At 45.5% G+C, this 23816-nt stretch carries 24 protein-coding genes and 1 other RNA gene; 14 read left to right on the top strand and 11 right to left on the bottom strand.

Annotated elements, in window-relative coordinates; genetic code table 11:
- Positions 1 to 26 precede the first annotated feature (26 nt).
- A complete protein-coding gene (locus tag ACETMN_RS10800; protein ID WP_074094452.1) occupies positions 27 to 1427 on the bottom strand; it encodes an ammonium transporter in 1401 nt (466 codons plus the stop codon).
- Between the two features lie 351 nt (positions 1428 to 1778).
- Between ACETMN_RS10800 and ACETMN_RS10795 the strand changes: the two genes are divergently transcribed.
- Together ACETMN_RS10795 and ACETMN_RS10790 are read left to right on the top strand one after the other, a co-directional pair.
- Positions 1779 to 2207: a MerR family transcriptional regulator gene (locus tag ACETMN_RS10795; protein ID WP_017689377.1), complete on the top strand. Its 429-nt coding sequence runs from the start codon at positions 1779 to 1781 to the stop codon at positions 2205 to 2207.
- A 28-nt stretch (positions 2208 to 2235) separates the two neighbouring features.
- Positions 2236 to 2916: a zinc metallopeptidase gene (locus ACETMN_RS10790; protein WP_036609646.1), complete on the top strand. Its 681-nt coding sequence runs from the start codon at positions 2236 to 2238 to the stop codon at positions 2914 to 2916.
- Positions 2917 to 2952: 36 nt separating this feature from the next.
- Here ACETMN_RS10790 and ACETMN_RS10785 read toward each other — a convergent pair whose 3' ends face one another.
- Both ACETMN_RS10785 and ACETMN_RS10780 read right to left on the bottom strand, forming a co-directional pair.
- Positions 2953 to 3864: a LysR family transcriptional regulator gene (locus tag ACETMN_RS10785; protein ID WP_062833647.1), complete on the bottom strand. Its 912-nt coding sequence runs from the start codon at positions 3862 to 3864 to the stop codon at positions 2953 to 2955.
- A gap of 70 nt (positions 3865 to 3934) precedes the next feature.
- Positions 3935 to 4561: a rhomboid family intramembrane serine protease gene (locus tag ACETMN_RS10780; RefSeq protein WP_036609651.1), complete on the bottom strand. Its 627-nt coding sequence runs from the start codon at positions 4559 to 4561 to the stop codon at positions 3935 to 3937.
- A 148-nt stretch (positions 4562 to 4709) separates the two neighbouring features.
- Here ACETMN_RS10780 and tpx point away from each other — a divergent pair, with 148 nt between their 5' ends.
- Positions 4710 to 5228 (top strand): thiol peroxidase, encoded by a 519-nt coding sequence (gene tpx, locus ACETMN_RS10775; RefSeq protein ID WP_091017517.1) that lies wholly within the window; start codon positions 4710 to 4712, stop codon positions 5226 to 5228.
- Positions 5229 to 5299: 71 nt separating this feature from the next.
- On the opposite strand, the gene ACETMN_RS10770 is transcribed toward tpx, so the two are convergent.
- The 4 genes from ACETMN_RS10770 to ACETMN_RS10755 form a co-directional block, all read right to left on the bottom strand.
- A complete protein-coding gene (locus ACETMN_RS10770) occupies positions 5300 to 5692 on the bottom strand; it encodes a DUF1499 domain-containing protein (protein ID WP_017689382.1) in 393 nt (130 codons plus the stop codon).
- Positions 5693 to 5874: 182 nt separating this feature from the next.
- Positions 5875 to 6066, bottom strand: a non-coding RNA gene (gene ssrS, locus ACETMN_RS10765) — 6S RNA.
- A 51-nt stretch (positions 6067 to 6117) separates the two neighbouring features.
- Positions 6118 to 6930 carry a YesL family protein gene (locus ACETMN_RS10760; RefSeq protein ID WP_017689383.1) on the bottom strand — a complete coding sequence of 271 codons (813 nt, stop codon included), beginning with the start codon at positions 6928 to 6930 and terminating at the stop codon, positions 6118 to 6120.
- 219 nt (positions 6931 to 7149) lie between these two features.
- Complete coding sequence (locus ACETMN_RS10755; RefSeq protein ID WP_091017518.1) at positions 7150 to 8745, bottom strand: DEAD/DEAH box helicase; 1596 nt, start codon at positions 8743 to 8745, stop codon at positions 7150 to 7152.
- Between the two features lie 305 nt (positions 8746 to 9050).
- Between ACETMN_RS10755 and ACETMN_RS10750 the strand changes: the two genes are divergently transcribed.
- From ACETMN_RS10750 to ACETMN_RS10735, 4 genes are all read left to right on the top strand, one after another.
- Positions 9051 to 9872, top strand: a complete 822-nt coding sequence (locus ACETMN_RS10750) for a YitT family protein (RefSeq protein ID WP_091017520.1) — start codon at positions 9051 to 9053, stop codon at positions 9870 to 9872.
- A gap of 174 nt (positions 9873 to 10046) precedes the next feature.
- A complete protein-coding gene (locus ACETMN_RS10745) occupies positions 10047 to 10235 on the top strand; it encodes a hypothetical protein (RefSeq protein WP_029880762.1) in 189 nt (62 codons plus the stop codon).
- 164 nt (positions 10236 to 10399) lie between these two features.
- Entirely contained in the window at positions 10400 to 11581 is a 1182-nt protein-coding gene (locus ACETMN_RS10740; protein WP_091017521.1) for a putative glycoside hydrolase, read from the top strand.
- A 203-nt stretch (positions 11582 to 11784) separates the two neighbouring features.
- The gene (locus tag ACETMN_RS10735; protein WP_091017775.1) at positions 11785 to 13137 is read left to right on the top strand and encodes an MATE family efflux transporter; all 1353 of its coding nucleotides are present in this window, start codon (positions 11785 to 11787) and stop codon (positions 13135 to 13137) included.
- Positions 13138 to 13214: 77 nt separating this feature from the next.
- Here ACETMN_RS10735 and pfkA read toward each other — a convergent pair whose 3' ends face one another.
- On the bottom strand, positions 13215 to 14186 hold the full coding sequence (gene pfkA / locus ACETMN_RS10730; RefSeq protein WP_036609663.1) for a 6-phosphofructokinase: 972 nt from the start codon (positions 14184 to 14186) through the stop codon (positions 13215 to 13217).
- A gap of 53 nt (positions 14187 to 14239) precedes the next feature.
- Positions 14240 to 15319, bottom strand: a complete 1080-nt coding sequence (locus ACETMN_RS10725; protein ID WP_017689390.1) for a tetraprenyl-beta-curcumene synthase family protein — start codon at positions 15317 to 15319, stop codon at positions 14240 to 14242.
- A gap of 179 nt (positions 15320 to 15498) precedes the next feature.
- Here ACETMN_RS10725 and ACETMN_RS10720 point away from each other — a divergent pair, with 179 nt between their 5' ends.
- Positions 15499 to 16839 carry a multi antimicrobial extrusion protein MatE gene (locus tag ACETMN_RS10720; protein WP_091017523.1) on the top strand — a complete coding sequence of 447 codons (1341 nt, stop codon included), beginning with the start codon at positions 15499 to 15501 and terminating at the stop codon, positions 16837 to 16839.
- A gap of 40 nt (positions 16840 to 16879) precedes the next feature.
- A complete protein-coding gene (locus ACETMN_RS10715) occupies positions 16880 to 18052 on the top strand; it encodes an MFS transporter (protein WP_091017524.1) in 1173 nt (390 codons plus the stop codon).
- Positions 18053 to 18206: 154 nt separating this feature from the next.
- Here the strand turns inward: ACETMN_RS10715 and ACETMN_RS10710 are convergent, their stop codons facing one another.
- Complete coding sequence (locus ACETMN_RS10710) at positions 18207 to 18404, bottom strand: cold shock domain-containing protein (RefSeq protein WP_017689394.1); 198 nt, start codon at positions 18402 to 18404, stop codon at positions 18207 to 18209.
- A 162-nt stretch (positions 18405 to 18566) separates the two neighbouring features.
- On the opposite strand from ACETMN_RS10710, the gene ACETMN_RS10705 reads away from it, so the two are divergent.
- From ACETMN_RS10705 to ACETMN_RS10685, 5 genes are all read left to right on the top strand, one after another.
- A complete protein-coding gene (locus tag ACETMN_RS10705; protein ID WP_017689395.1) occupies positions 18567 to 18800 on the top strand; it encodes a hypothetical protein in 234 nt (77 codons plus the stop codon).
- 3 nt (positions 18801 to 18803) lie between these two features.
- A complete protein-coding gene (locus ACETMN_RS10700) occupies positions 18804 to 18989 on the top strand; it encodes a hypothetical protein (protein ID WP_036609669.1) in 186 nt (61 codons plus the stop codon).
- Between the two features lie 213 nt (positions 18990 to 19202).
- Positions 19203 to 20993 carry an oligoendopeptidase F gene (gene pepF, locus ACETMN_RS10695; RefSeq protein ID WP_091017526.1) on the top strand — a complete coding sequence of 597 codons (1791 nt, stop codon included), beginning with the start codon at positions 19203 to 19205 and terminating at the stop codon, positions 20991 to 20993.
- Positions 20994 to 21125: 132 nt separating this feature from the next.
- Complete coding sequence (locus ACETMN_RS10690) at positions 21126 to 21506, top strand: lipopolysaccharide assembly LapA domain-containing protein (RefSeq protein ID WP_091017527.1); 381 nt, start codon at positions 21126 to 21128, stop codon at positions 21504 to 21506.
- Positions 21507 to 21619: 113 nt separating this feature from the next.
- The gene (locus tag ACETMN_RS10685; protein ID WP_091017529.1) at positions 21620 to 22660 is read left to right on the top strand and encodes a M42 family metallopeptidase; all 1041 of its coding nucleotides are present in this window, start codon (positions 21620 to 21622) and stop codon (positions 22658 to 22660) included.
- Between the two features lie 109 nt (positions 22661 to 22769).
- On the opposite strand, the gene ACETMN_RS10680 is transcribed toward ACETMN_RS10685, so the two are convergent.
- Positions 22770 to 23708: a hypothetical protein gene (locus tag ACETMN_RS10680; protein ID WP_091017531.1), complete on the bottom strand. Its 939-nt coding sequence runs from the start codon at positions 23706 to 23708 to the stop codon at positions 22770 to 22772.
- Positions 23709 to 23816 lie beyond the last annotated feature (108 nt).

The following is a 23816-nucleotide window of genomic DNA, read 5'->3' as shown; positions in this document are numbered from 1 at the left end:
TGAAGCATGATTCAGCATCATTCACCTCAGGAGCTGAACGTACCACCATTGGATTTAGAATCTACATTTTTCATTTGTTCAGGGTATCCGTAAGTACCGTGCTCACTGATATCCAGACCCATTGTTTCTTCTTCTTCAGTAACACGGATGCCCATGATCGCTTTCATTCCACCCAGAATAATGAAGGACATGACCAGTACGAAGGCAAAAGCACCTGCCAGACCGAGAAGCTGTACGCCCAATTGGTGGAATCCACCGCCATAGAACAGACCCGCTTGACCTACACCAGCATTCTCGGCAAGTTCAGGAGTAGCGAACAAGCCCGTGGAGATCGCACCCCACATACCAGCAATACCATGCACGGAGAAAGCGTAGATTGGATCGTCAATTCCTTTACGATCGAAGTACTGTGCTGTGAAGAATGTGATGATACCCGCCAGAGCACCGATAACCAGCGCTGCCCAAGGTTCAACGAATGCACATGCTCCTGTAATCGCAACGAGTGCCGCAAGCACACCGTTTAACATGCTAGGAATATCAGACTTACCAAGTACTGCCCATGAGATCAACAGCGCAGCAACACCACCAGCTGCAGCAGCTACGTTAGTAGTTAATGCAACATAACCGAAGAACCCATCCCCCATGGCAGATAATGTACTACCTGGGTTGAATCCGAACCAACCGATCCAGAGGATAATAACCCCGAGTACGGAATACACTTGGTTGTGACCTGGAATGATGTTAGGTTTTCCGTCTTTGTTATATTTACCAATACGTGGTTTCAACAAGATGGTAGCTACCAATGCTGCAGTCGCACCAGTCAAGTGAACAACCGTCGATCCTGCAAAGTCTTGCATACCCAGCTCAGCCAACCAGCCGCCGCCCCATACCCAGTGAGCAACAACCGGATACATGATAATGGTATAAAGAGTACCGAAAACAATATATACGCTCATCTTTGCACGTTCAGCCATACCACCGCAGGCAATGGCCAGAGATACCGCCGCAAAGGCGAGGTGAAATACGAATTTAATAGTCAGTGGAACATCGGAGAAAGCCAGTGATTCGAAGGAAGCAGCCATCTTGTCACCACTCAGGAAGAACCCTGTTGTTCCAAAGAAGCTGTTACCATTACCGAAACCAAGACCGAAACCCAAAGCCCAGAAGGCAATAACTGAAATTCCCAGTGTCAGGATGGTCTTACCCGCAATGTGTCCTGCATTCTTCATTCGTGTTGAACCCGCTTCGAGTAAAGCAAATCCCCCTTGCATCAAGAACACGAGTACAACAGCCAAAAACGTAAAGGCTGAGTTCAAACCACTTTGAAGTTCAATGTTAGTCGGACCCTCCGCAGCCGCAAATGCGCTGACCGGAAAAGCGAACAAAGTAAGCATTACTAACACGGAAACCAACCATTTCTTTCTCATATACCCCACTCCCTCTTATGTTAAGTTTCTTCACATAACGTGAAACTCTTAATGTCATTATAAGCAGAAGAGAGGAAAGTTGACAAGAGTATTTTCATCAAAACTGAAAAATATTTCTGGGAATAAAGTCATACGTCTTTTTCTTGCACTTAAGTACATAATCACATTCTATGAGTACATAGATATAGAAATGCAGTATGCTGATTGCCAAAGCATAACGTTTGACTGTACGGTTAAAGATCATGTATCATACTTATTAGTAAGAAAATTGGGCGTAGTCTAGAAATTCACAAGTGGAAACTACAATTCCCTACATTTGAACTTGCAAGCGAGGTGAATATCATTGGGGATATGAAACTTTTTCGGATTGGCGAACTTGCCAAGACCGCTGGTGTTAGTGAACGGACGATTGATTATTACACGAAGCTTGGACTAATCGCTCCCGAAGAACGTACACAAAAAAATTATCGTCTCTATAGTAATGAAACTTTAACGAGGCTTGAACGTATTGTACAGATGAAACAAGAGAAGTATAGTCTCGACGAGATTAAGCAATCTCTTGAAAAGTGGCGTCTGGTTAGTACAGAAGAACAAGTTGCCAGCAAATTGACAACACTGGAGCTTCATGTACAACAACTTGAGCGAGAGGTTAACGAACTCAAACCGCTACTTGGAGAGATGAAACCTGTACAAGCACGTAAAATGATGGCAGGACTCCTCACCAAAAGTGCCGGTACAATGGAGGCACTAAAAATCTTGCTTGAGAACACCATGATGTAGCTTATTCTTAGAAAGCGGAGGAATGAATATGAGTTTTAATAACGGTATGTTCGTATTGATCATTATCGCCTTTTTGCTCTCTTTATGGGCGCAATTTCGCGTTAAAGGTACGTTTAGACGTTGGTCGGAGGTACCGAACCAGAACGGAATGACTGGTTACGATGCCGCTCGCCAGATGCTTGATGCTAACGGCCTGCACGATGTTCCAATTGAACCTGTACGCGGTACGCTCTCTGATCACTATGATCCGATCAATCGGGTTGTACGTTTATCAGAACCAGTATATTATGAAAACTCAATCTCAGCTGTTTCGGTAGCGTGTCATGAAGTTGGCCACGCCATTCAGCATAAAGAAAGTTATCCGATGCTGGCACTGCGTCACCGGATCTTCCCAATTGTGAACTTTGCATCCGGATTAGCTCCATTCCTGTTGATTGCAGGATTCATCTTCAATGCCATGAACCTTGTAGGTATCGGTATCATCTTCTTCTCCGTAACTGTAGCATTCCAACTCATCACTTTACCGGTTGAGTTCAATGCAAGTAATCGCGCTAGAGAGATTATGGTATCCGAAGGGTACATCCGTAACGAAGAAGAAAAAGGTGTTGCAAAGGTTCTGAATGCCGCAGCCTTGACTTACGTTGCTGCAGCGTTGATCTCACTGCTTGAGTTGATTCGTTATATCGGAATCTTCAACAGCCGCGATTAATTGGATACCTAATACAACAAAAACAATACCCCACCGTTAATCGGATGGGGTATTGTTTTGTTGTAAACCGAAATAATGAAGCAAAAATGAACGAAAGGACTGGGCAACCAGCGGCAGTTTGTCATCCGCACGGTGAATTAACCCGATGGTCCGTGTTACTTTGGGATGGGAGATGGCCACATGTGCCGGTTGCAAAGGATTGGTCTGGAATAACGCCATCTCAGGTAGCAGACTGACCCCCATGCCCGCAGCAACCAATCCGCGGATGGTGTCAGTCTCTTCCCCTTCAAAAGCGATCTTGGGTGTAAAACCAGCTTCCAGACAGGCATGCCACACAATAGGACGAAGAGAATAACCTTTACTAAACAATACAAATTTATCATCCTTGAGTTGTTCAAGCGCAATGGTCTCTTCACCAGCTAACGGGTGATTGGGAGGAAGGATCGCATGCAATTCTTCTGTGAGTACAATATCACCATCTACTTGATCATGCTTCTCTGGAAAAGGAGAAATAAATGCCAAGTCTACTTCTCCAGATAACACATCACGAATCAGTGTAGGGAACATCCCCTGCTTGAATCTGAATTTCACGTTAGGGTAACGCTGACGGAAAGCAGCCACAACGGAAGGAATGAGATGAATCCCCAGGCTATGAGGGAATCCAATTCGAATCTCCCCATGCTCCGGATCAAGAAACTCATGAACTTCCCCGACTGCCTTGTCCAAATCTTTTAATATACCTTCAATTCGTTTGCAAAAAAGCTGTCCCACTGCAGTCAACTGCAGGTTCCGCCCCTTTTGCATAAAAAGGTCCACGCCCAGCTCTTCTTCCAGCTGATGAATCTGACGACTCACCGCCGACTGTGCCACATGCAACTCTTCAGCAGCCTGTGTTACATGTTCCTTCTGTGCCACTTTCAAAAAGTAATGCAACTGTCTTAATTCCACTCGTCCTGATCGCTCCAATCTGTTATACCCTACTTATCCTGGATTGCATTCCATCTTGAGAACGTTCTGACTACCTCTTTAAGCTGCGGGGTTTCCACAATCTGATCAACAGTCCGTAAATAAAGAATCCACCCAACAATCCGCCAAGGTGAGCCATCCAGTTGATGCCTGACATGGCGAAAGAGAATATGATCCCGAACAAAAGCAACGTGTACATCGTTTTGCGCGAAGCCTCGTCCATCATCGTTCGCTGGAACAGCGCTACATACAGGAATGCACCATAGACGGCATAGATCGCTCCCGAAGCCCCTACCGAGATGGTAATACTCCCAACCGAGTTGTACCACGCAACAGCAAGAATATTACCCAATACACCGCCACCCAGGTACAATACACCATACCTTACCGACCCGAGCAACCGCTCCATTGGTGGTGCAAATACGATTAACGCAAAGCTGTTAAACAATAAATGACTGAAGCCCGCATGCAGGAACATGGATGTAATGTAACGCCACCATTCATGCGCGAACAGTTCATGATTCGTAAGTGCCCCGAATTTCAGCAGCACCATATTGTTTGTTGATCCACCGTTCACCGTTAACACAATAAACATGACTACATTGGCAATTAAAAAAAGCGACGTCAAAGGGAAATACTTCAAATAACCTTTCCAGTTCTCATAGCGAATAAATATCATAAATTTCTTCTTTCACTCCACCCTGTTCAGATCGGACTTACATCTCTGATCCATCGTAATGGTACATGTCCGAATTGGACAATGCCTTTCATAAAAGATTATAATGGATTTTGGCACGGATCACCAATTTATAAGGAGGAACATTATTATGACACAAGAACGTACAGGCGCAGCCACATTTAAAGGCAACCCTATTACATTGATCGGACCCGAACTGAAAGTGGGCGATCAAGCACCTGATTTTACACTGAGCAAGAACCTGGTTGAGGACGCTTCCCTGAAAGACTTCGCAGGCAAAATCAAATTAATCAGCGTTGTTCCTTCCCTGGATACTGGCGTATGCGATGCGCAAACTCGTCGTTTCAACGTGGAAGCTGGAGATCTCGGAGACAATGTTGTTGTCTTGACAGTAAGCGTTGACCTTCCGTTCGCTCAAGCCCGTTGGTGTGGAGCAGCTGGTGTTGACCGCGTAGTTACATTGTCAGACTACAAAACACGTTCTTTCGGTGAAGACTACGGCGTTCTGATCAAAGAATTCCAACTCGACATGCGCTCCATTTTTGTTTTGGATGCCCAAGACCGGATTACATATGTGGAGTATTTGCCTGAAATGACAGACTCCCCTAACTTCGAACAAGCAATTGCTGCTGTAAAAGCTTTGCTGTAGAAGTTATCATACGTTCAGAACAAAAGCGAGGAAGGTTAACCTTCACTCGCTTTTGTTATTTATCATCTATTTCAATCATTTGCTTTATACTTGCTTAGCTTTTTATCCAGTACAGAGAATAAGTTCATAATCGTGCGATAATTGGAACCCAAGTCTCCAAGTGAACCACGAGAAGCTGAATACATATCCACCGCACTGCGAACAGGACTTACCGAGATAATGGAAACTGTAATATCCATCGTCCGTCCAAAGGTAGTCCGCTTCTCCAGAATAACTTCTCCAACAGAAGGCACTTCATGCAGCACTTTATAACCCGGAATCTTTTTGAGTGTCGAAGAGACCTCTTCCCAGGCTCTGTCTTTGGATAAGTTATAATACCGTGTTTTTAATTTGGGATCCTTGGCTCGATCGCTGGTCCCCTCCATGCTGCGGATGATACCGACGAGCGTTCTCTTTAAGGTCAAGACCCTTCCTCCTTTGAATGTAACCGTTCCATTTATGTATCTTAGTGTAACATTGTTCAAGTAGTAACAAAAGGGCAAGCATCATATTTATCGTAAAACCAATCAAAAACATTCATCACAACTTAAAAACACCCTGAAATTCCTTCTAAAGAGGAAAAGTCAGGGTGCTGTACATGAAGATTTAGGAACCCGCCTATGCCGTCCGGCTACATTGTCTTATGAACCTGCTTGGCAGGTGGGTGACCGCAAAAATGCTTTTTGAAGTCCCCATGTCGTATAGACAGGGCTTTTCAGCAACATTCTGTGTTGATCTCCCGAAGACATCATCATTGGTTCAAAACAACGAATAACCGAAACGTACATCGCAGGATGTACAATTATTATATCCCTAACTGTGTAAAAAGTAAATGGCGATCCATCATGTTTTATTTTTGCAATGTAATGTTTTTGTCGTCTGATGGCTCAGATGTTTCACCATTCTCTGCTGATTGTTCAGCCAGCGCAGCAGCTTCCTCTTCTTCCTTCTTGAGTTGCATCTTCTCCATCTGCTCCTGCATCTTGTTGAAGGTTGCGTAGAAGTTAAAGAAAGCAAACCAAGCAATGATACTGATAATGAAGAAAACAAACAAGACCGGATAACGGAAACCGATGTAGAACAGCAATCCACTTCCCAGCAATGTGGAAAATACACGGAATGGTCTGATCAGCGTAAGCAATACCGCGTTTTTGATAATGAGTCCGATGGACATATGATAGTGTACAACCATCGAGAAAAAGTTAAAGAGTGATACGAATAACAAGAGAAGCAGTACTAACATGATGATTCCCACGAGCTGCATATTGCGGAACTGCGTCATGTACACGGTATAATCCAGATACATAATCGCGAACAGCAGTGTGTAAAAAATGCCCCCAATTAAACTTTGCTTGTAGTTTTCCTTGTAACCTACAAAGAAAGTACGGAAGATCGGAACATCCGTATCGCCCATATTCCATTTACGAACAACCGTAAACAGCGCCGAAGTCGCCGGGAACAGTGTAAGCGGTGCCACAATAGCTATAGCCCAGTTCATTTGCAATGATTCGTTTGCGAGGTTCTGCTGCATCACGAGCAGTTTCATAATCAAGAAAAACAAGAACGGAGACGAACAAATAGCCCACAACAGATTGGTTGCGGCCAGTCTCGTAATCCACTCTGTAAGCCGGTAGATCCCACCCATAGCTCCTTTAAATTCCAAACATTTCTCCTCCTCTGCAGCCTTGCGAATTACCTTAAGTCTAATATTAATATACCTTATTATAGATAGGAAAAGCCAGTACTTCCCGAAAAGAGATCGTCATTGTCCTTAGCTAGCGCTTCTGGCCACTTCTGACAGTGAAATAAAATGATTGCAGGCGCTTTGAAAATAAAAAAATGGAGCAGTTGCCCGCTCCATTTATCAGATCATACGTTTATATTACTCGAAAGAAGAATCTTTCGCTGGACGACGTCCTTCGTTACTGCTTGGACGCGGTTTGCGGTCACGGTTGTAACCACCTTCTCTGCTTCCACCGCCAGTGCTGCTGCCGCTGTTACGATCACGGTTGTAACCGCCACGTCCGCCGCCACTGCTGTTGCGATCGCGGTTGTAACCACCACCACTGCCACCGCTACCACTTGTGCGGTTACCGCTGTAACCCGATGGTTTACGTCCGCCAGATCGAACATCCGGTTTACGACGTTTTGCACGGATTGGGTCTTCAGGAGTCAGATCAACTTGAGCATCTTTCTTGTCACCTGTCAGGAGCTTCAGTGCAGCCGACAACAGTTGAACAGAATCATATTGCTCAAGCATTTGAATCGCAATACCTTTGTATTCGTTCAGTTCGCCTGATTGTACGATTTCCAGCAAGCGCTCTGCTGTCAAACGTTGTTTACCTTCAACCGCTTCTGCCATTGTTGGCAGTGGTTTACGTGGAATACGGTGACGTGTTACACGCTCGATGAAGTGCAAGTGATCAATCTCACGCGGTGTAACGAAGGACCAAGCAGCACCCTCTTTACCCGCACGACCTGTACGACCGATACGGTGAACATAGCTCTCCGGATCTTGCGGAAGGTCAAAGTTAACAACGTGAGTTACACCAGATACGTCGAGACCACGTGCAGCCACGTCTGTTGCAACGAGTACGTCAATGCTGCCGTCACGGAACTTACGCATTACCGCATCACGTTGATTCTGGGACAAGTCACCATGAAGACCGTCTGCAGAATATCCACGTTTTTGCAAAGCTTCAGCCAATTCGTCAACACGACGTTTTGTACGTCCGAATACGATCGCCAGTTCAGGAGATTCCATATCCAACAAACGGCTCAATGCTTCGAATTTTTGACGCTCAGGTACTTCGATATAGGATTGGTCAATCAATGGTGCACTAACATGTTTCGGAATCACAGAAATGTGTTCAGGATTGTTCAAGAATTGTTGTGCCAATTTTTGAATGTTAGGAGGCATTGTTGCTGAGAACAGCATCGTTTGGCGTTCGTCTGGAACTTGTTTCAGGATGGATTGGATATCCTCCATGAAACCCATGTCGAGCATTTCATCTGCTTCATCCAGTACAACAGTTTGTACATCATCTAGTTTGATTGTTTTGCGGTTGATGTGGTCAAGGAGACGTCCAGGTGTACCAATGATGATTTGTGGTTTTCTTTTCAGTGCACGGATTTGACGCACGATATCTTGTCCGCCGTAGATTGGCAGGGAGCGAAGACCTTTGAAGCGAGTAAGTTTTTCGATCTCTTCAGCAACTTGAATTGCAAGTTCACGTGTAGGTGCCATAATAAGGGCGCGGATTTTCTCGTCACTTTTTGTGATTTTGCTGATCAACGGAATACCGAATGCAGCTGTTTTACCCGTACCTGTTTGAGCTTGACCAATCAAATCTCTGCCTTCGAGTGCCAAAGGAATCGCTTTGGATTGGATCGGTGTTGCTTCTTCAAACCCGAGCTCAGTGATGGCTTGCAGCACCAGTGGTTCAAGATTGAAATCTGTAAAGTTTAAATTTGTCAAAATTATTCATGCTCCTTTTATATGGTGGACATGGTGGACAATCCACTTTGTTGTCTGTATTCTTAAGTAGCGTTAATATTTATAGGGTATCCCAACGGGACGAATTATTTTCACTAACGAATATAATTCCATGAATGGGTCCCCAACATAAGACTAAAACTACATACATGTGTTTGAAACATTTCAAAATTTTATTGCTCCATTTAGGAAAAGTTTCCTACTCAAGAATATCCACAAATTATTATATCACAAAACAATTCAAGATTACCAGCAATCTGGTTTTAAATATAAATGAGGTGATTAAATTGCCCAAAATAATTTGGCACTCTTTAGTGATCATTTTGGGTGCTGCAGCTATTGCCTGCGGCTTTAACTGGTTTTTGGTCCCCCATCAGCTTTTAAGCGGCGGGGTGTCCGGTATTTCAATGCTTCTGGGTTATTTTACAACGTTGAATCTTAGTATAATGTATTTTGTTCTTAACATTCCCCTGCTCATTGCAGGTTGGTTTATTCTTGGACGACGCTTCATTACATTAAGTATTCTTTCGGTAGCAGCCACTTCCTGGTTCATTGCGCTTCTGCCTGTTTTTGCTGTGGCAACAGACCCTTTACTTAGTTCTGTTTTTGGCGGTGTGCTTATTGGAATGGGCACTGGCGTTTCCTTCCGAGTCGGTGGCTCCACAGGAGGACTCGACATTGTTGGGTCCATTTTCACGCGTAAACGAGACTTTCCGATTGGTACGGTAATGGCTGGCATGAACGGTTCGATTATTATGCTTGCAGGATACCTGAGTGACAATTGGAATACAGCCTTGGCCTCCATGGTATCCATTTACATTACAGGCAAAGTGCTTGATCTGATTCATATCAGTCACGTCAAAGTAACGCTGTACATTATTACAAACGAAACCGAAGCCATGTTAAAAAAATTACTTGTTCGGCCTCGTGGAGTTACCAAAATTAAGACTCAGGGAGCATACACGGATATTGAGAAGGACATGCTCATGACCGTTACCACCCGCTACGAGTTGGTTGAAATTAAACGTATTATCAAGGATACAGATCCAAACGCTTTTGTTAACATTGTGGAAACGGTTGGTGTTATGGGTTCATTTCGCAGAAGTTGAGACACCTGTACGGTTAACAATTCACAACATTGTGGTATAATAACGGTGTACGGCTCCTAAATATGTTGTATAGCAGGTTCAACCCTTCAATTTCACAGGCCATATGCTTTCCCGAATCGCGCCGAATGACTTACCATTTTGGAATTCGAGTAGGAAAGGGTGATTATTGTGGATATGGAAACGGTAAAACTGTTTGAGATTGTCAACAGATGGTGCCCGGAAATGCTCCCTTTCTTGAAACCGAATGAACTCGACTCACTGATAGTCCTCCGGGATGGGCTGGGCATCCTGGAACAGGGAGACGCAATGGAAATCATTCAGTACAGTATTTGTGAGCATCAAAATGAGATTTACATTCAATAATTTTTTTTCAGATTGATCACGCCGCTTCTTGCAGAGGATTTCCTCAGCAGGAAGCGGTTTTCATTTTTTCCATGTGTTTCATTACTTGCTTAATATGGTTAAAAGCCCAGAGGCTTTAATGTATAATTCATACATGGAATGCACACATAAGGGAGTGGAAATGAATGAACATGTTTTGGGCTTTACTGGCTATGGCCTTTGGAAGCTTTGGTGGTGCCCCCGCAGTGGCGGATCAGGGAAATCCCCAGTTCCAATCGTTAACCAACAGTTTTAACACTGCAATCATCCAATCTCAAAAAGATCAGGTCGTTATTGATGCCGATAACCCACCTGCCAAAATGGATCCTCAACCTGACGCACCTGTGGTCAAAGGTATTTACGTCACAGCCTACAGCGCTGGCGGCGCACGTATGAAAGAATTGTTGGAACTGACAGACAGTACAGAACTGAATGCCATGGTCATTGATATCAAAGACGATCTCGGATACATAACTTATCCCACAGAAAACAAAGCGCTTCAGAAAATGGGTAAATCCCAACCTTTTATTCGGGATATCGATGCCTTGATGAAACGATTGCAAAAACATGAGGTCTACCCGATTGCACGTGTCGTTGTATTCAAAGATACGATTCTTGCCAAGAAAAATCCGGAGCTCTCCTTCCGCAACAAGGATGGATCTGTCTGGGCCAATGGCAAAGGCGACAGCTTTGTGAATCCGTACAGCAAGGAAGTATGGGACTATAACATTGAGATTGCCAAGGAAGCTGCCAAGCTTGGATTTAAAGAGATTCAATTTGACTACGTTCGTTTCCCGGAAGGATTCGAAACTCGAGCCGATGTCCTGAAATATACCAAATCCGACAAGTCACGAGTGGATGTTGTAGCTGAATTCGTGCAATATGCACGCAAGGAGTTGGCCCCGCTAGGTGTTCGGGTCTCGGTTGATATTTTCGGTTACGCCGCTTCTGTACCTGCGGCTGAGGGCATTGGACAGGATTTTGTTAAAATATCCGAAAACGTGGACGTGATCTCACCGATGGTATACCCTAGTCACTATTCTACTGGCTGGTATGGGGTCAAGGACCCTGACAAAGATCCTTACACAACCATCAAGGGTTCAATGGAAGATACACACAAGAAACTGGACCCTACCAAAGAACTCAAACCCGTCATTCGTCCGTGGATTCAGGACTTCACAGCAAGCTGGCTGGGCAGTGGGCATTATATCAAGTATGGCAAGAAACAAGTGGAAGACCAGATTAGAGCGATGAAGGACATGGATGTGCATGAATATCTGCTCTGGAATGCGTCCAACCGTTATACATCAGGTGTACAATATAAGTAATCCGCACTCTTTCATACTTCTCATTTCATCCAACCTCGTTCTGCTTGAAGCGGAGCGAGGTTTTTTGGTGTTCATTTTTCTCTGACTGCCCCACTCTGCTTCTGTCCCTATTCAAATTGAACAAAATCCACTACAATAAATAGCTGTCCAGATATGACACTTGGATGACATCTCTTTAGAATAGCGAGGCACTGCCAGTGAACATGAACACAACAAGTTTTTCCCAAAAAGTGAAGCAATTCCTGATTATATTTTTGCCCATCTTTACCACTCAAATCGCCCTCTCTGCCATGTCGTTCTTCGACACCAATATGTCAGGCAAGTTTTCTCCGGCCGACCTTGCAGGCGTCGCAATCGGCACAAGTCTGTGGATGCCAGTTCAAACTGGACTAAGCGGGATTCTGATCGGTATTACACCTGTCGTTTCCCATCTGTTAGGTTCCAAACGTAATGATCAGATCGGGTATAACGTCATCCAGGCGTTGTATCTAGGGATTGCAGTCAGTCTAGTCGTTATCGGAGCCGGGGCGTTGTTACTTGGCCCTATACTGAACGGAATGCCTCTAGAGCCCCGGGTTGCCCAAGTTGCCTTTTATTTTTTGTGTGCACTCGCTTTTGGCATTATCCCGCTCTTCGGATATACGGTGCTGCGCAGCTTCATGGATGCACTTGGCCAGACACGGACTACGATGTTCATTACGCTGGTTTCCCTGCCCGTTAACATCATTCTAAATTATCTGCTGATATTCGGCCGCTGGGGCTTTCCACAATTGGGCGGTGTTGGCGCTGGAGTTGCTACAGCATGTACATACTGGCTGATCTTTCTTATTAGTCTCTTTTTTGTCCATCGGGTCGAACCTTTCGCCCAATATGGCATTTTCCGTCGATGGACCCGTGTATCATTGTCCAAATGGAAAGAGTTACTCCAGATTGGAGTGCCCATCGGATTCGCGACTTTTTTCGAAACGTCCATCTTCGCTGCTGTGACTTTAATGATGAGCCGTTTCGATACCACAACAATTGCTGCCCATCAGGCGGCGCTGAACTTTGCTTCTACGCTCTACATGTTGCCTGTGAGTATATGTATGGCTCTTACGATCCTTGTGGGTTATGAGGCAGGTGCGGGGCGTCTGAGAGATGCCAGACAATACAGTCTGCTTGGAATTGGTGGAGCCATCGGGCTCTCACTGCTGACAGCGATCGTGTTGATTGTGTTCGGCGAACAGATTGCAGGCGTGTATTCAAACGATCGAGAGGTCATTGCACTTACGCAGCATTTCCTCATTTACGCCATTTTCTTTCAGATCTCGGATGCGATTGCCACACCGACCCAAGGAGCATTGCGTGGCTACAAAGATGTGAATCCGGCACTGATCATTACGTTCATAGCGTATTGGATTATTGGGTTGCCTGTAGGTTATCTAACTGCTACGTATACTTCACTCGGCGCCTTCGGATACTGGATTGGCCTCATTGCCGGCCTTGCTGTAGGAGCAACAGCGCTTCTCTGGAGACTCTTCCTGATACAAAAACAAGCGGCACTCCGTAAGGCGTAACATCGATATACTCACTCCGTGAAACAACAAAAAGAGCACAATCCACGGGACTGTGCTCTTTTTGCTTATGAATCGAGTTATTGGGACAAACGTTGTGCAAGCTCGTAAGTCACCATATCGAAATCTTTTTTTGTGTTAACCACTTTATCAATATCCGTCAGGGTAAGCTCACCCTTGATAATGCCACAACCTTTGTCTGTCTCGCCTGCGATCAGACTACGAACAGCGAAGTCACCTAAACGGCTTGCCAGGTTACGGTCGAATGGAGTTGGCGTCCCCCCACGCTGAATGTGACCCAGAACGGTTACACGCGGCTCATACGTTGGGCAACGTTCCATCAGTTCTTTTGCTACATCCTCACCTTTGCCTACGCCTTCTGCAACGATGATAATACTGTGACGTTTGCCATGTGCAAAGTTAGCTTTCATCCGATCTGCTACTTCGTCCATATCAAATGGAACTTCTGGGACAAGAATCGTTTCAGCACCCGAAGCAAGTCCGGCATGCAGCGCGATATCTCCACAGTGACGACCCATAACTTCAACGATGGAAGAACGTTCGTGTGAAGACATCGTATCACGTAATTTGTTCACTGCATCAACTACTATGCTTACAGCTGTATCAAATCCGATGGTATAGTCGGTGAATGAAACATCGTTATCAATCGTTCCTGGCAGACCCATGGTATTAATGCCCAGTTTGCTCAGTTTATTCGCTCCGTTGTAGGAACCATCCCCACCGATAACAACCAGACCGTCAATGCCACGCGCACGCAAAATGTCCGCACCTTTTTGCTGACCTTCAGCGGTATAGAACTCCTTGCAACGTGCCGATTGAAGAACCGTTCCCCCACGTTGGATGATATCCCCTACACTCCGCAAATCCATTGGGAAAATGTCATTATTCAAAAGACCCTGGTATCCACGTTGAACTCCAAATACTTCGAGACCGTGAAACAGTCCGCTGCGAACAACCGCACGAACAGCCGCGTTCATCCCCTGTGAATCACCACCGCTCGTTAATACTGCGATTTTCTTTACTGCTGTCATGATGTTTCTTCCTCCTCTAGTTTCACTTCAGGCTCCGCAATATCACACCTGACTTACATATTTTTCCGTATCCAGCGACTGAAAATGAAGAAAAATATTCTTGTGATCGGACTATTTTTCAGCAGACGTTTGGATACGACGCGAACTTCCTGTTGTTCGCTGACTTTGGGATCAGACAGGTAAATGGCAATCAGTCCTTCGATGATCATCCGGTGAAAGGAGCTTCCCGGAATCTTCTGTACATCGCTGCGTGCCATCTCCACAATAAAAGCAATTCGGTCCAGCATGGTCTCCACATTCTCATAATAATTGCAGAAGTTGAGATCTCCCCCGATGCGGTCCTCATCCTGATCAATTAAATAATCGAGCATAATGTGCAATGCGCATACATGTGGGAAATAGGCCGTGTGGATCGAAGCCGCTTGCTCTTCAGTCAACTGATCGTCACTCGCAGCCAGAAACAGCATGAAAACGCCCAGTGTAGAGCCAGTTGCAGCAGCAAATTCGTTCCAACGAAACTGAGGTGTGCGATGACGATGCTCCGACCACCATTCGAGCAGTGCCGTTTCTCTCAGTTCCGGCTTGATATGCTTATATACCTGCAGGTCCGTGTATAGGCCTGCCAGATCCTGAATTTGGGGCTTGGCGGACGTATAGCCTGGTAACTGACGGGTCAGTTCCTGACATGTGGTCACCAGATTCCGCAGATATCCGCCGTCATCCTGCTCCTCACGGAGGGCATAATAATTGACGGGAATTGCTTCGGGATCTACCGCATCAAGCATGGATTGATGGAGAAGACGAAAGTCATCCGGGTCCATCGACGTGCTGCGGTCGCACAGATTGTCCAAATAATCACTAATAGTTTGATATGAAACGATCAGCGGAATCAGAATGTGCCTGTTGGGCAAATCAGCTAATGCGTAGACGGTTCCGCCTTCACAGTGAAACTGTTTATCCTTCAGACTGGCAAGTGCCTGTGTACGCAACTCCTCATTCGGAATCGCCTCAGCTTGAGCACGCCATCCATTCAATGCCTTCCGTGTTTCCGGAATGGTGTATTTGTACACCCCTCTCATCAATGCCAGCGGTCCACGCGGATATTGATGACGTTTTCGATTTGATTGGCTCAAAATAAATGTGCCTCCACTTGGTTGAATACGTATTAGAGCGATTTTTAACCATTCCTATTATAATATGATCCCCTTAATTGTACAAATGATCTGCCGCATATTCCGCATAAAAAATCGCATCCGCGTCCAAAACTTTGTGATATACTAGGCATATTTCATCCATCAAAGGAGTCGTTGACATGTCGTCAAGTGAATCACTTTCGTGGAGACGGTTATTTTCTTTTTTTGTGCCACTTGGCATTTCCGCCTCTCTCGTCACCATTTCTCACGTCATCATAAACAGCACATTAGCACGTTCCGCTCATCCCGAGACGGTTATTGCCAGCTATGCCATCGCTGGTAGCTTGTTAACCCTCACGGAACGCCCCTCCACCCTGCTGCGGCAAACCTGTTCCGCACTGGTTCGCGATCGCCTTTCCTTTCAGGCCCTCACGTTTGTGACCAAAATATTTCTTGCCTGTGTGCTTCTCATTGGATTTCTCATCGTATACTCTCCCGTTGGTACCGGGGTGTTCAAATACTTGTTTGGTGTAAGTCCGGATCTGCTGAACAAAGTCATCGACGTATATGAAATTCTCATGTATGTGAGTATCTTTTCAGTGATCCGCAACATCTATCAGGGGATCATCATTACGAATAACCGCACCAAGTGGTTAACCATTGGGATGGTATTCCGTTTAGCCGGCATGTACGGCCTATCCCTCTATTTCATATACACAGACAGCATTGACAGTGGACGTGTAGGCGCTATCATTTTTGCTGCGGGCATGATGATTGAAGCGCTCGTCAGCTTTCTGGAGGGAAACAGCATCAAACGCAAGATGCCAGCCAAGCTTAAGGATCATCCCGTCGAGAGCAAGGGAGACGTATTTCGCTTTTATAAGCCACTGCTGTTATCCAGCTTTGTAGCGCTGTTCATAGGACCGGTTATTAACATTGTACTGGGCAAAACGACCGGGATTGCACTAGCCATTTCGTCCTTTGCCATAGCAAGCAGTCTGATGCAGTTGATGCTAAGCTTCTTTACATACATCCATCAGATCGTGCTGAATTTCTACCTTGTGGACGCCAAACTGGTACGAAAATTCGCACTTGTCACCGGATTTATTCCGTTTGCGATGATGGTGTCGATTGCCTATACCCCCTTGGGACCATGGGTACTCGAAAATGTCATGAGCGTTCAGGGCGAACTTTTGCAACAAAGTCTGTGGACATTGCGTGCGTTCGTCTTATTTCCGCTGATCTTCCCTTTTCTGGATTTCAGCAATGGCCTCATTCTGCTTCGCGGTCAGACAAAAACGATGTTTCGTTCGCAAACTGCGAATGCAATCTGCACAGTAATTGTGCTTCTTATACTGGTTAGTATCTTTCCTGCGTGGAACGGCATGATTGGCGCTGTTGCCCAATCCCTTGGCCTGCTCGCCGAACTCATCATTGTCTGGCTTGTCATCCGGCGCACGAAGCAAGAACCTACGATGTCCGTGCCGAAAGCCCGTAAATCAACATCCCTGAAAGGGTAATAAAATCATTGAATTGTTATCAGGATTGGAGTCTCTCATCATGAAATTAAGTCACAACGCCCGCCCGGATCAGAACTGGCTCCGGGCTCTCATGTTCACCATCTTTGGTTCCACCGTTCTGGTGGTATCATACTTCCAGCTTTACTTCAGTCATCTGGGCTTCAGTCGGGCTGAGATTGGATATCTCTACGGAATTGGCCCCCTCATCTCTGTGTTCTCCAATATGTTCTGGAGCATGGCCAGCGACAGATACCAAACGGTACGCAAAGTGATGATCATTCTGCTTGGTGGTCAATTGATCACAGGGATCATGCTCGCCAATGCAACAACTTTCGGTCAGGTATTTGTACTCGTGACCCTGTTTTACTTTTTCTATTATCCGGTCTATCCTCTCTCCGATACGATGGCCATTACAACGGCCAGCAAGTACGGCCGAAATTTCACTTCCATTCGAGTCTTCGGATCGATCGGTTATGCCTTCTTTGCATTAAGTATCGGGTATTTCCTTGGATCTTTTGGTCCAGCATGGACAATTTGGGTCTGCGTTGGTCTTGCTGCAACTACACTATTGATCAGTTTTCAATTGAAGGATCAACCTTCGGGGAGCAGTAGCAAAATGGATCTATCGGGGTTATGGGCTATTCTGAAACGCAGAGATGTGCTCACTTTTTTTGGCTGTGTATTTTTGCTTGCCATGGGACATCGCATGAACGAAGCATTTCTTACCATCACGCTAAAAGATCTGGGTGCCAGCGAGGGGCTGATCGGCTGGTCTTTGCTGATCTCTTCCGTAAGTGAAATCCCCATATTTCTACTTCTCAGCAAGTATGGAAACCGTTATAAAGAACTGCCGCTAATCGCTTTTGCTGCACTGATGTATACGGTTCGTTTGCTTCTCATGTCCATATCCGATACACCAGCAGCTGTCGTTGCAATTCAGACGATGCACAGTGTGACCTTTGGTATTTTCTACGTTACGGCGGTCCGTTATATCATTCGCCTAGTTCCGGACGGCTACAGAGCTACGGGTATGGCTTTGTTCACCATTGTCTGGTCCAGTGCTTCGGGACTTCTTAGCGGAACGTTAGGCGGACTGCTGCTGGAACATGCAGGCAGACAAACCTTCTATCTCACCGCTATGGTTTTCTCCCTGGCTGCACTGATCGGTTTCGGATTGAAGTTATGGTCCAGCATGACCAATCGCGTCCCCTGAACACACAGGGAACATACACCGTATTCAACCGTTATTTACACTGAAAATTTTAGAATCAAAAAAAGCACAGCCTCCCTTGGGGGACTGTGCTTAGGTTCTTAATATTCAGCTATAAATTTATCATATATAAGAAGTCCGTTGACCGGAAAAATTCTTACAGTTTGTTTACGTTAGCTGCTTGAGGACCACGGTTTCCATCAGTGATTTCGAATTCTACCGCTTGACCTTCTTCCAATGTTTTGAAGCCATCTCCTTGGATTGCGGAGAAATGTACGAATACGTCCTCGCCGCCTTCAACTGAAATAAAGCCATAGCCTTTTTCTGCGTTAAACCATTTAACTGTACCTTTCAAATGAAAAACCTCCTAAAAATATCGCCATCTATGGCGAATACCTTTATTATACTGTATGGGCTTCCATTTTGCAATTTATCTTTCCATAAATGTCGAAAAAATTTGCTTTGAATCGTAGGGTACGGTATCATTTTACCAAAACCGTTAGTTTGGAGACTACCTATGATAAAAAAACATGAAATATACAAAACAGACAAGTGGAATATGATGACCGTAGAAGTTCAAGGCAAATATCTCGTACTGCGAGAAATTTCGGAAGAGTGGGGCGAAGAATGCCATACTTTCCTAAGCCGTCCTGCATTAATGCACTGGGCTGAACGCCGTTTCCCAAAAGCAGACTTTGAGAACCGTGAGGATGAATGGCGTCAATTGATGGCTGCCTTCAAAGGGGTCTAACCCATGCAGCTTGACTCTAGCAATGTCGTCATCTTTATTATCCTTGCCTTCTCCCTTGGTATTGTGCTTATTCTGGGACGCAATTCCATCCCGGATCGACTGAGACGCGGAATGGCGCTTATTGCTACCCTGCTCATTTGTTTCGCCTTTTTCCTGATCGTTTATTTTCTGTATAACATGGGAGCCTAATCAAGGGGACCCAGATATTCAAATATTTCAACGTGCCTAAGGTCATACTATACGAGATTATTCGTATCGTAAGGAGGAAGGCCGTTGAAATACCAGAAATCGCTATCTGTTATCCTGGTACTTAGTCTGATTCCTTCGTCTCTCTCCGCACAGGCAAGCGAGACGAAGGCAGCTTCGTCCAACCATTCATCAGATCATCAAAGGAGGATTTCCATGAGTCAATTATTGAAACGTTCCGAGGTGCCAGCTGAACATAGCTGGAAACTGGAAGATTTATTTGCCGATCAGAAAGCCTGGGATCAAGAATATGAAGAAGTATCGTCTTTGACCAAGAAGGCCTCCGAATTCCAAGGCAAACTGAATCAACCTGATGTACTCAAATCTTGCTTCGAATTCGAAGATGAGATCAGCCTCAAAATAGAACGCCTCTTTGTGTACGCACGCATGCATCAAGATGAAGACACAGCTAATCCTACATATCAAAACCTGTCCCAAAAAGCCCAGAAATTAGGCGTACGGGTTGGTGAAGCACTTTCTTTTGTCACACCGGAGATTCTTTCCCTGCCTGATGATCAGTTGGACGCATTTATTGCGAACGAAAAACTCTCTGCTTATACATTTACGCTGGAAGAGATGAAACGCGAAAAAGCCCATGTTCTTAGCCAAGCTGAAGAGGCTTTGCTTGCACAGGTAGGCAACCTTTCACAAGCACCACAGACCATCTTCAGCATGCTGAATAACGCCGATCTCAAGTTTCCAAGAATCAAGGATGAACATGGTAAGGAAGTCGAGCTGACACACGGCAGCTACATTCAGTTCCTGGAGAACCCTAACCGTGAAGTTCGCGAACGTGCCTTCAAAGCGGTATACGAAACCTATGCTAAACAGAAGAACACAATTGCCGCTGCCTTGAACGCAAATGTAACCAAAAATATGTTCTATGCTAATGTTCGGAAGTACCCTTCCGTGATGGAAATGTCCCTATATGGAGATAACATCCCAACGGATGTGTATACCAATCTGGTAGACACCATTCACGAGAGCCTTCCGTTATTGCATCGTTATATGGACCTGCGCAAAAAGTTGCTGGGTGTGGATCAATTGCACATGTACGATCTGTTCGCTCCACTCGTAGACGAATACAAAATGGATATTACCTATGAGGAAGCGAAACAAACGGTCAAAGATGGTCTGAAACCACTCGGCAAGGACTATGCTGACGCATTGCAGACTGGATATGATAACCGCTGGATCGATATATATGAGAATGAAAATAAACGTTCTGGCGCATATGCCTGGGGCGCTTATGGCACTCACCCGTATGTCTTGTTGAATCACAAAGATAACCTGAACAGCATGTTCACACTCGCACATGAAATGGGTCACGCTTTGCATTCACATTACTCGGATACAACACTTCCGTATCGTGATGCCCAGTACACCATCTTCCTGGCAGAGGTTGCATCCACGACCAACGAAGCGTTGCTCATGGATTACCTGCTTAACAAATCAACAGATCCAAAGGAAAAATTGTATCTGTTAACCTATTATGCCGACCAATTCCGTACAACGGTATTCCGTCAGACCATGTTTGCTGAATTCGAGAAAATCATTCATGAACGTGCGGAACAAGGTGACGCATTAACACCACAATTGTTATCCGAGATCTATTATGATCTGAACGTTAAATATCACGGAGAAGGCATGGCTGTTGACAAAGAAATTGAAATGGAATGGGCTCGTATTCCCCACTTCTATAACAGCTTCTACGTTTACAAATATGCTACAGGCTTCTCCGCAGCGACAAGCTTTTCCAAGCAAATCCTGGAAGAAGGCCAACCGGCTGTTGACCGATATCTTGGCTTCCTGAAGAGCGGTGGCAGTGATTACTCCATCAACATTCTGAAAAAAGCAGGTGTGGATATGTCTACACCACAGCCAATTCGTGAAGCCATGAGTGTGTTCAAGGAATTGATTGAACAGATGGAGCAGCTAACCAAATAAGGTTGTCTTTCCATGTGACCTGCATCCCTTGCCCGTTTGGGCAGGGGATTTTATCATCATTGCAAGATGCAACATACCCGAATACGGGTAATGCATATCTAGTTCTCAATTGTTCAACAAGGAGGCAACACCATGAAAATGCAATGGGCACTCATAGCAGGTCTTGTTTTTGCATTGCTCACGGGAATCTTTGCGGTCATTAATGTGGATTCCGTACAAGTCAACCTGTTATTTAACACGGTACAAATCCCGCTAATCTTGCTGATTCTCGGTTGTACCCTGATCGGTGGAATTATTGTAGGGTCATATGGCATCTATCGCCAATACAGACTGCAACGCGAGAACAAGCAATTGAAATTGCGTGTATCTGAATTGGAGAGTTCCGCGACAAGCAAATCTACGTTGGATTCTTTCAAATCGATGGATTCGCTTGACTCAAATGAACCCGACAGCCTACTGGAGAATGATTCGATCCAGAGTCAGCGCAAAGGAAACCCTACGGGAACACTGTAACCAATCAGAGACAGCCTGCTGGCGAGTCAGGAATGGTAGTATCACATTCTCTCCCCCAGACAGGCTGTATTTTGTTTCACACCATACCCATGATCCGAGGAGGAAATTACACAATGAGTTTTACAATTGATGAATCATACGTTCTGTCTTTTCTGAAAAAATTACTGGACACACCAAGCCCAAGTGGTTACACACATCATATTATCGAGATGATCCGGAAGGAAGCAGCAGCAGTGGGCATCGCCTGTGAGCTGAATAACAAGGGCGGTGCGGTGCTTACATTGCCCGGACAGGACTCTTCCAAGACCATCGCTTTAAGCGCCCACGTGGATACGCTAGGGGCCATGGTACGCTCGATTACATCCTATGGCACATTGAAGCTTACCTCTGTCGGTGGGTTTTCGATGCAAAGTATCGAAAACGAATATTGCACCATCCATACACGGGATGGAAAGACATACACAGGCACCATTCTCTCCCTTCATCCGTCTGTACACGTCTATCCGGATGCACGCACCTTTGAACGGACCGAGAGCCATATGGAAGTTCGAATCGATGAGGTCGTCTCCTCCAAGGAAGATGTGTTGAAACTCGGGATCTCTGTCGGCGACTTTATCTCCTTTGATGCTCGCGCAGTCATCACGCCGAGTGGTTATATCAAATCACGTCATCTGGACGACAAAGCCAGCGTAGCTGCCCTCTTTGGCATCCTTGAGTCTGCACATCGTGAAGGCTGGAAACCATTACATAACGTCTCTCTGCTTATCTCGAACTATGAAGAAGTTGGACATGGCGCATCGTATATCCCTGCGGAAATCAGTGAAATAATCGCTGTAGACATGGGAGCTATGGGTGATGACCTGAGCTGTAAAGAAACTGACGTTTCCATATGTGCCAAAGATTCTTCTGGCCCTTATGACTACGATATGACCAGTCGTCTCATTGAACTGGCCAAACAAGATGGAATGGATTACGTCGTGGACATTTATCCCCACTATGGCTCAGATGGCAGCGCAGCATTGCGCGGAGGAAACAATATCCGTGCAGCACTGATCGGTCCTGGAGTTCACGCATCTCATTCCATGGAGCGTACACATAAGGATGCTGTCCTGAATACAGCACGATTGCTCACAGCCTACATTACAACCAAATAAAAAAGAATCATTGATCGACGAAATTATCATGGCATGTTCGTCTAAGCAGAAGGCCCCTTCCAAGCACACAATTCGGTGTGCTTGGAAGGGGCCTTTGTTGTCATTTCTTTTAATCTGCCTGTTCGACATATGCATGATACTTACGATCCAATATCTCTAACTCTGCCTTATGGTCACGCATTTCATTTCTTAACACATGCATGGTTTTCCGAACGGCACTCAGTCCATCCTTCACCTGACGTTCGGCTTTGCGAATTTTGTCCTGAACCATCCAGTCCACGAAGAGGTTATCGAAGAAATAGTCTGCGAATGAAAGCAGACCTCCCAGATGCAGATCCGCGTGTACAGCCATCTCTATATCCTCCAACTCCTTCTGGAATCGTCGTAGACGCTTACCTGCATCCATGATGGCGACCTGAGCGTCATCCATTCGTCCTCGCTTGATATGTGTGGAGATCACTCCACCACCCATCATGTCATATACACCCCAATTACCTGCCGAAGACAAAGCCTTCTCGGCACGTTCAAGGGCATAGAGCAGGTATTCCCCCTCCCGGAAAGCTTCATCCAGTTCCTGAAGCTCACTTGCCAGATGTTCCCGATTCTCAGCCATCTGTTGCAATTCCGCATCCTGGTCCAGCAGTCGACCTTCCTTCTTCCCCCACAGCGCGTTGTAATCGCTTTGCCAGTATTGATACTGCCGCCCGCCCTCCAACTCCTGCTCCACATGAATTCGTTGCTCCTGTACGTCTTGTAACATGCGACAAGCGGTATCGTATGCAGCCTTGCTTTCCATCAGTTCGAGTTCTTCCTTCTCCAGCCGCTCCGTTTTCTTGCCAATCAGCTGATAGAAAAATGCTGCCAATGTCATACTGTTCAGTCGATCAACATCTTTCTGCTCCTTCTGGAGGTGCTCCTGACGACGTTTTACCTTTGCTTCCCATTCAGTTTCTTCCGTTTGAAGCTTCTCCAAACGCTTGGTCCATTTCTCGTAAATTCTCCCCTTTTCCTTGAGTACCGCCAACTGTTCATTGATTTCTTTATACATAAGTATGGTGTTCTCTCCCTTCTATGGAATTCTTTACTTATACAACGTAATGAATATACTGAACGTTTCACTTTCATGCGAAATTCACAAACAAAAAATAGCCCTCTC

The sequence above is a fragment of the Paenibacillus sp. M2 genome (assembly GCF_046713495.1).
Classification (GTDB): Bacteria; Bacillota; Bacilli; order Paenibacillales; family Paenibacillaceae; genus Paenibacillus; species Paenibacillus amylolyticus_B.
The sequence above is the reverse complement of the archived record's forward strand: the minus strand, read 5'-3'. Positions and strand labels throughout refer to the sequence as shown.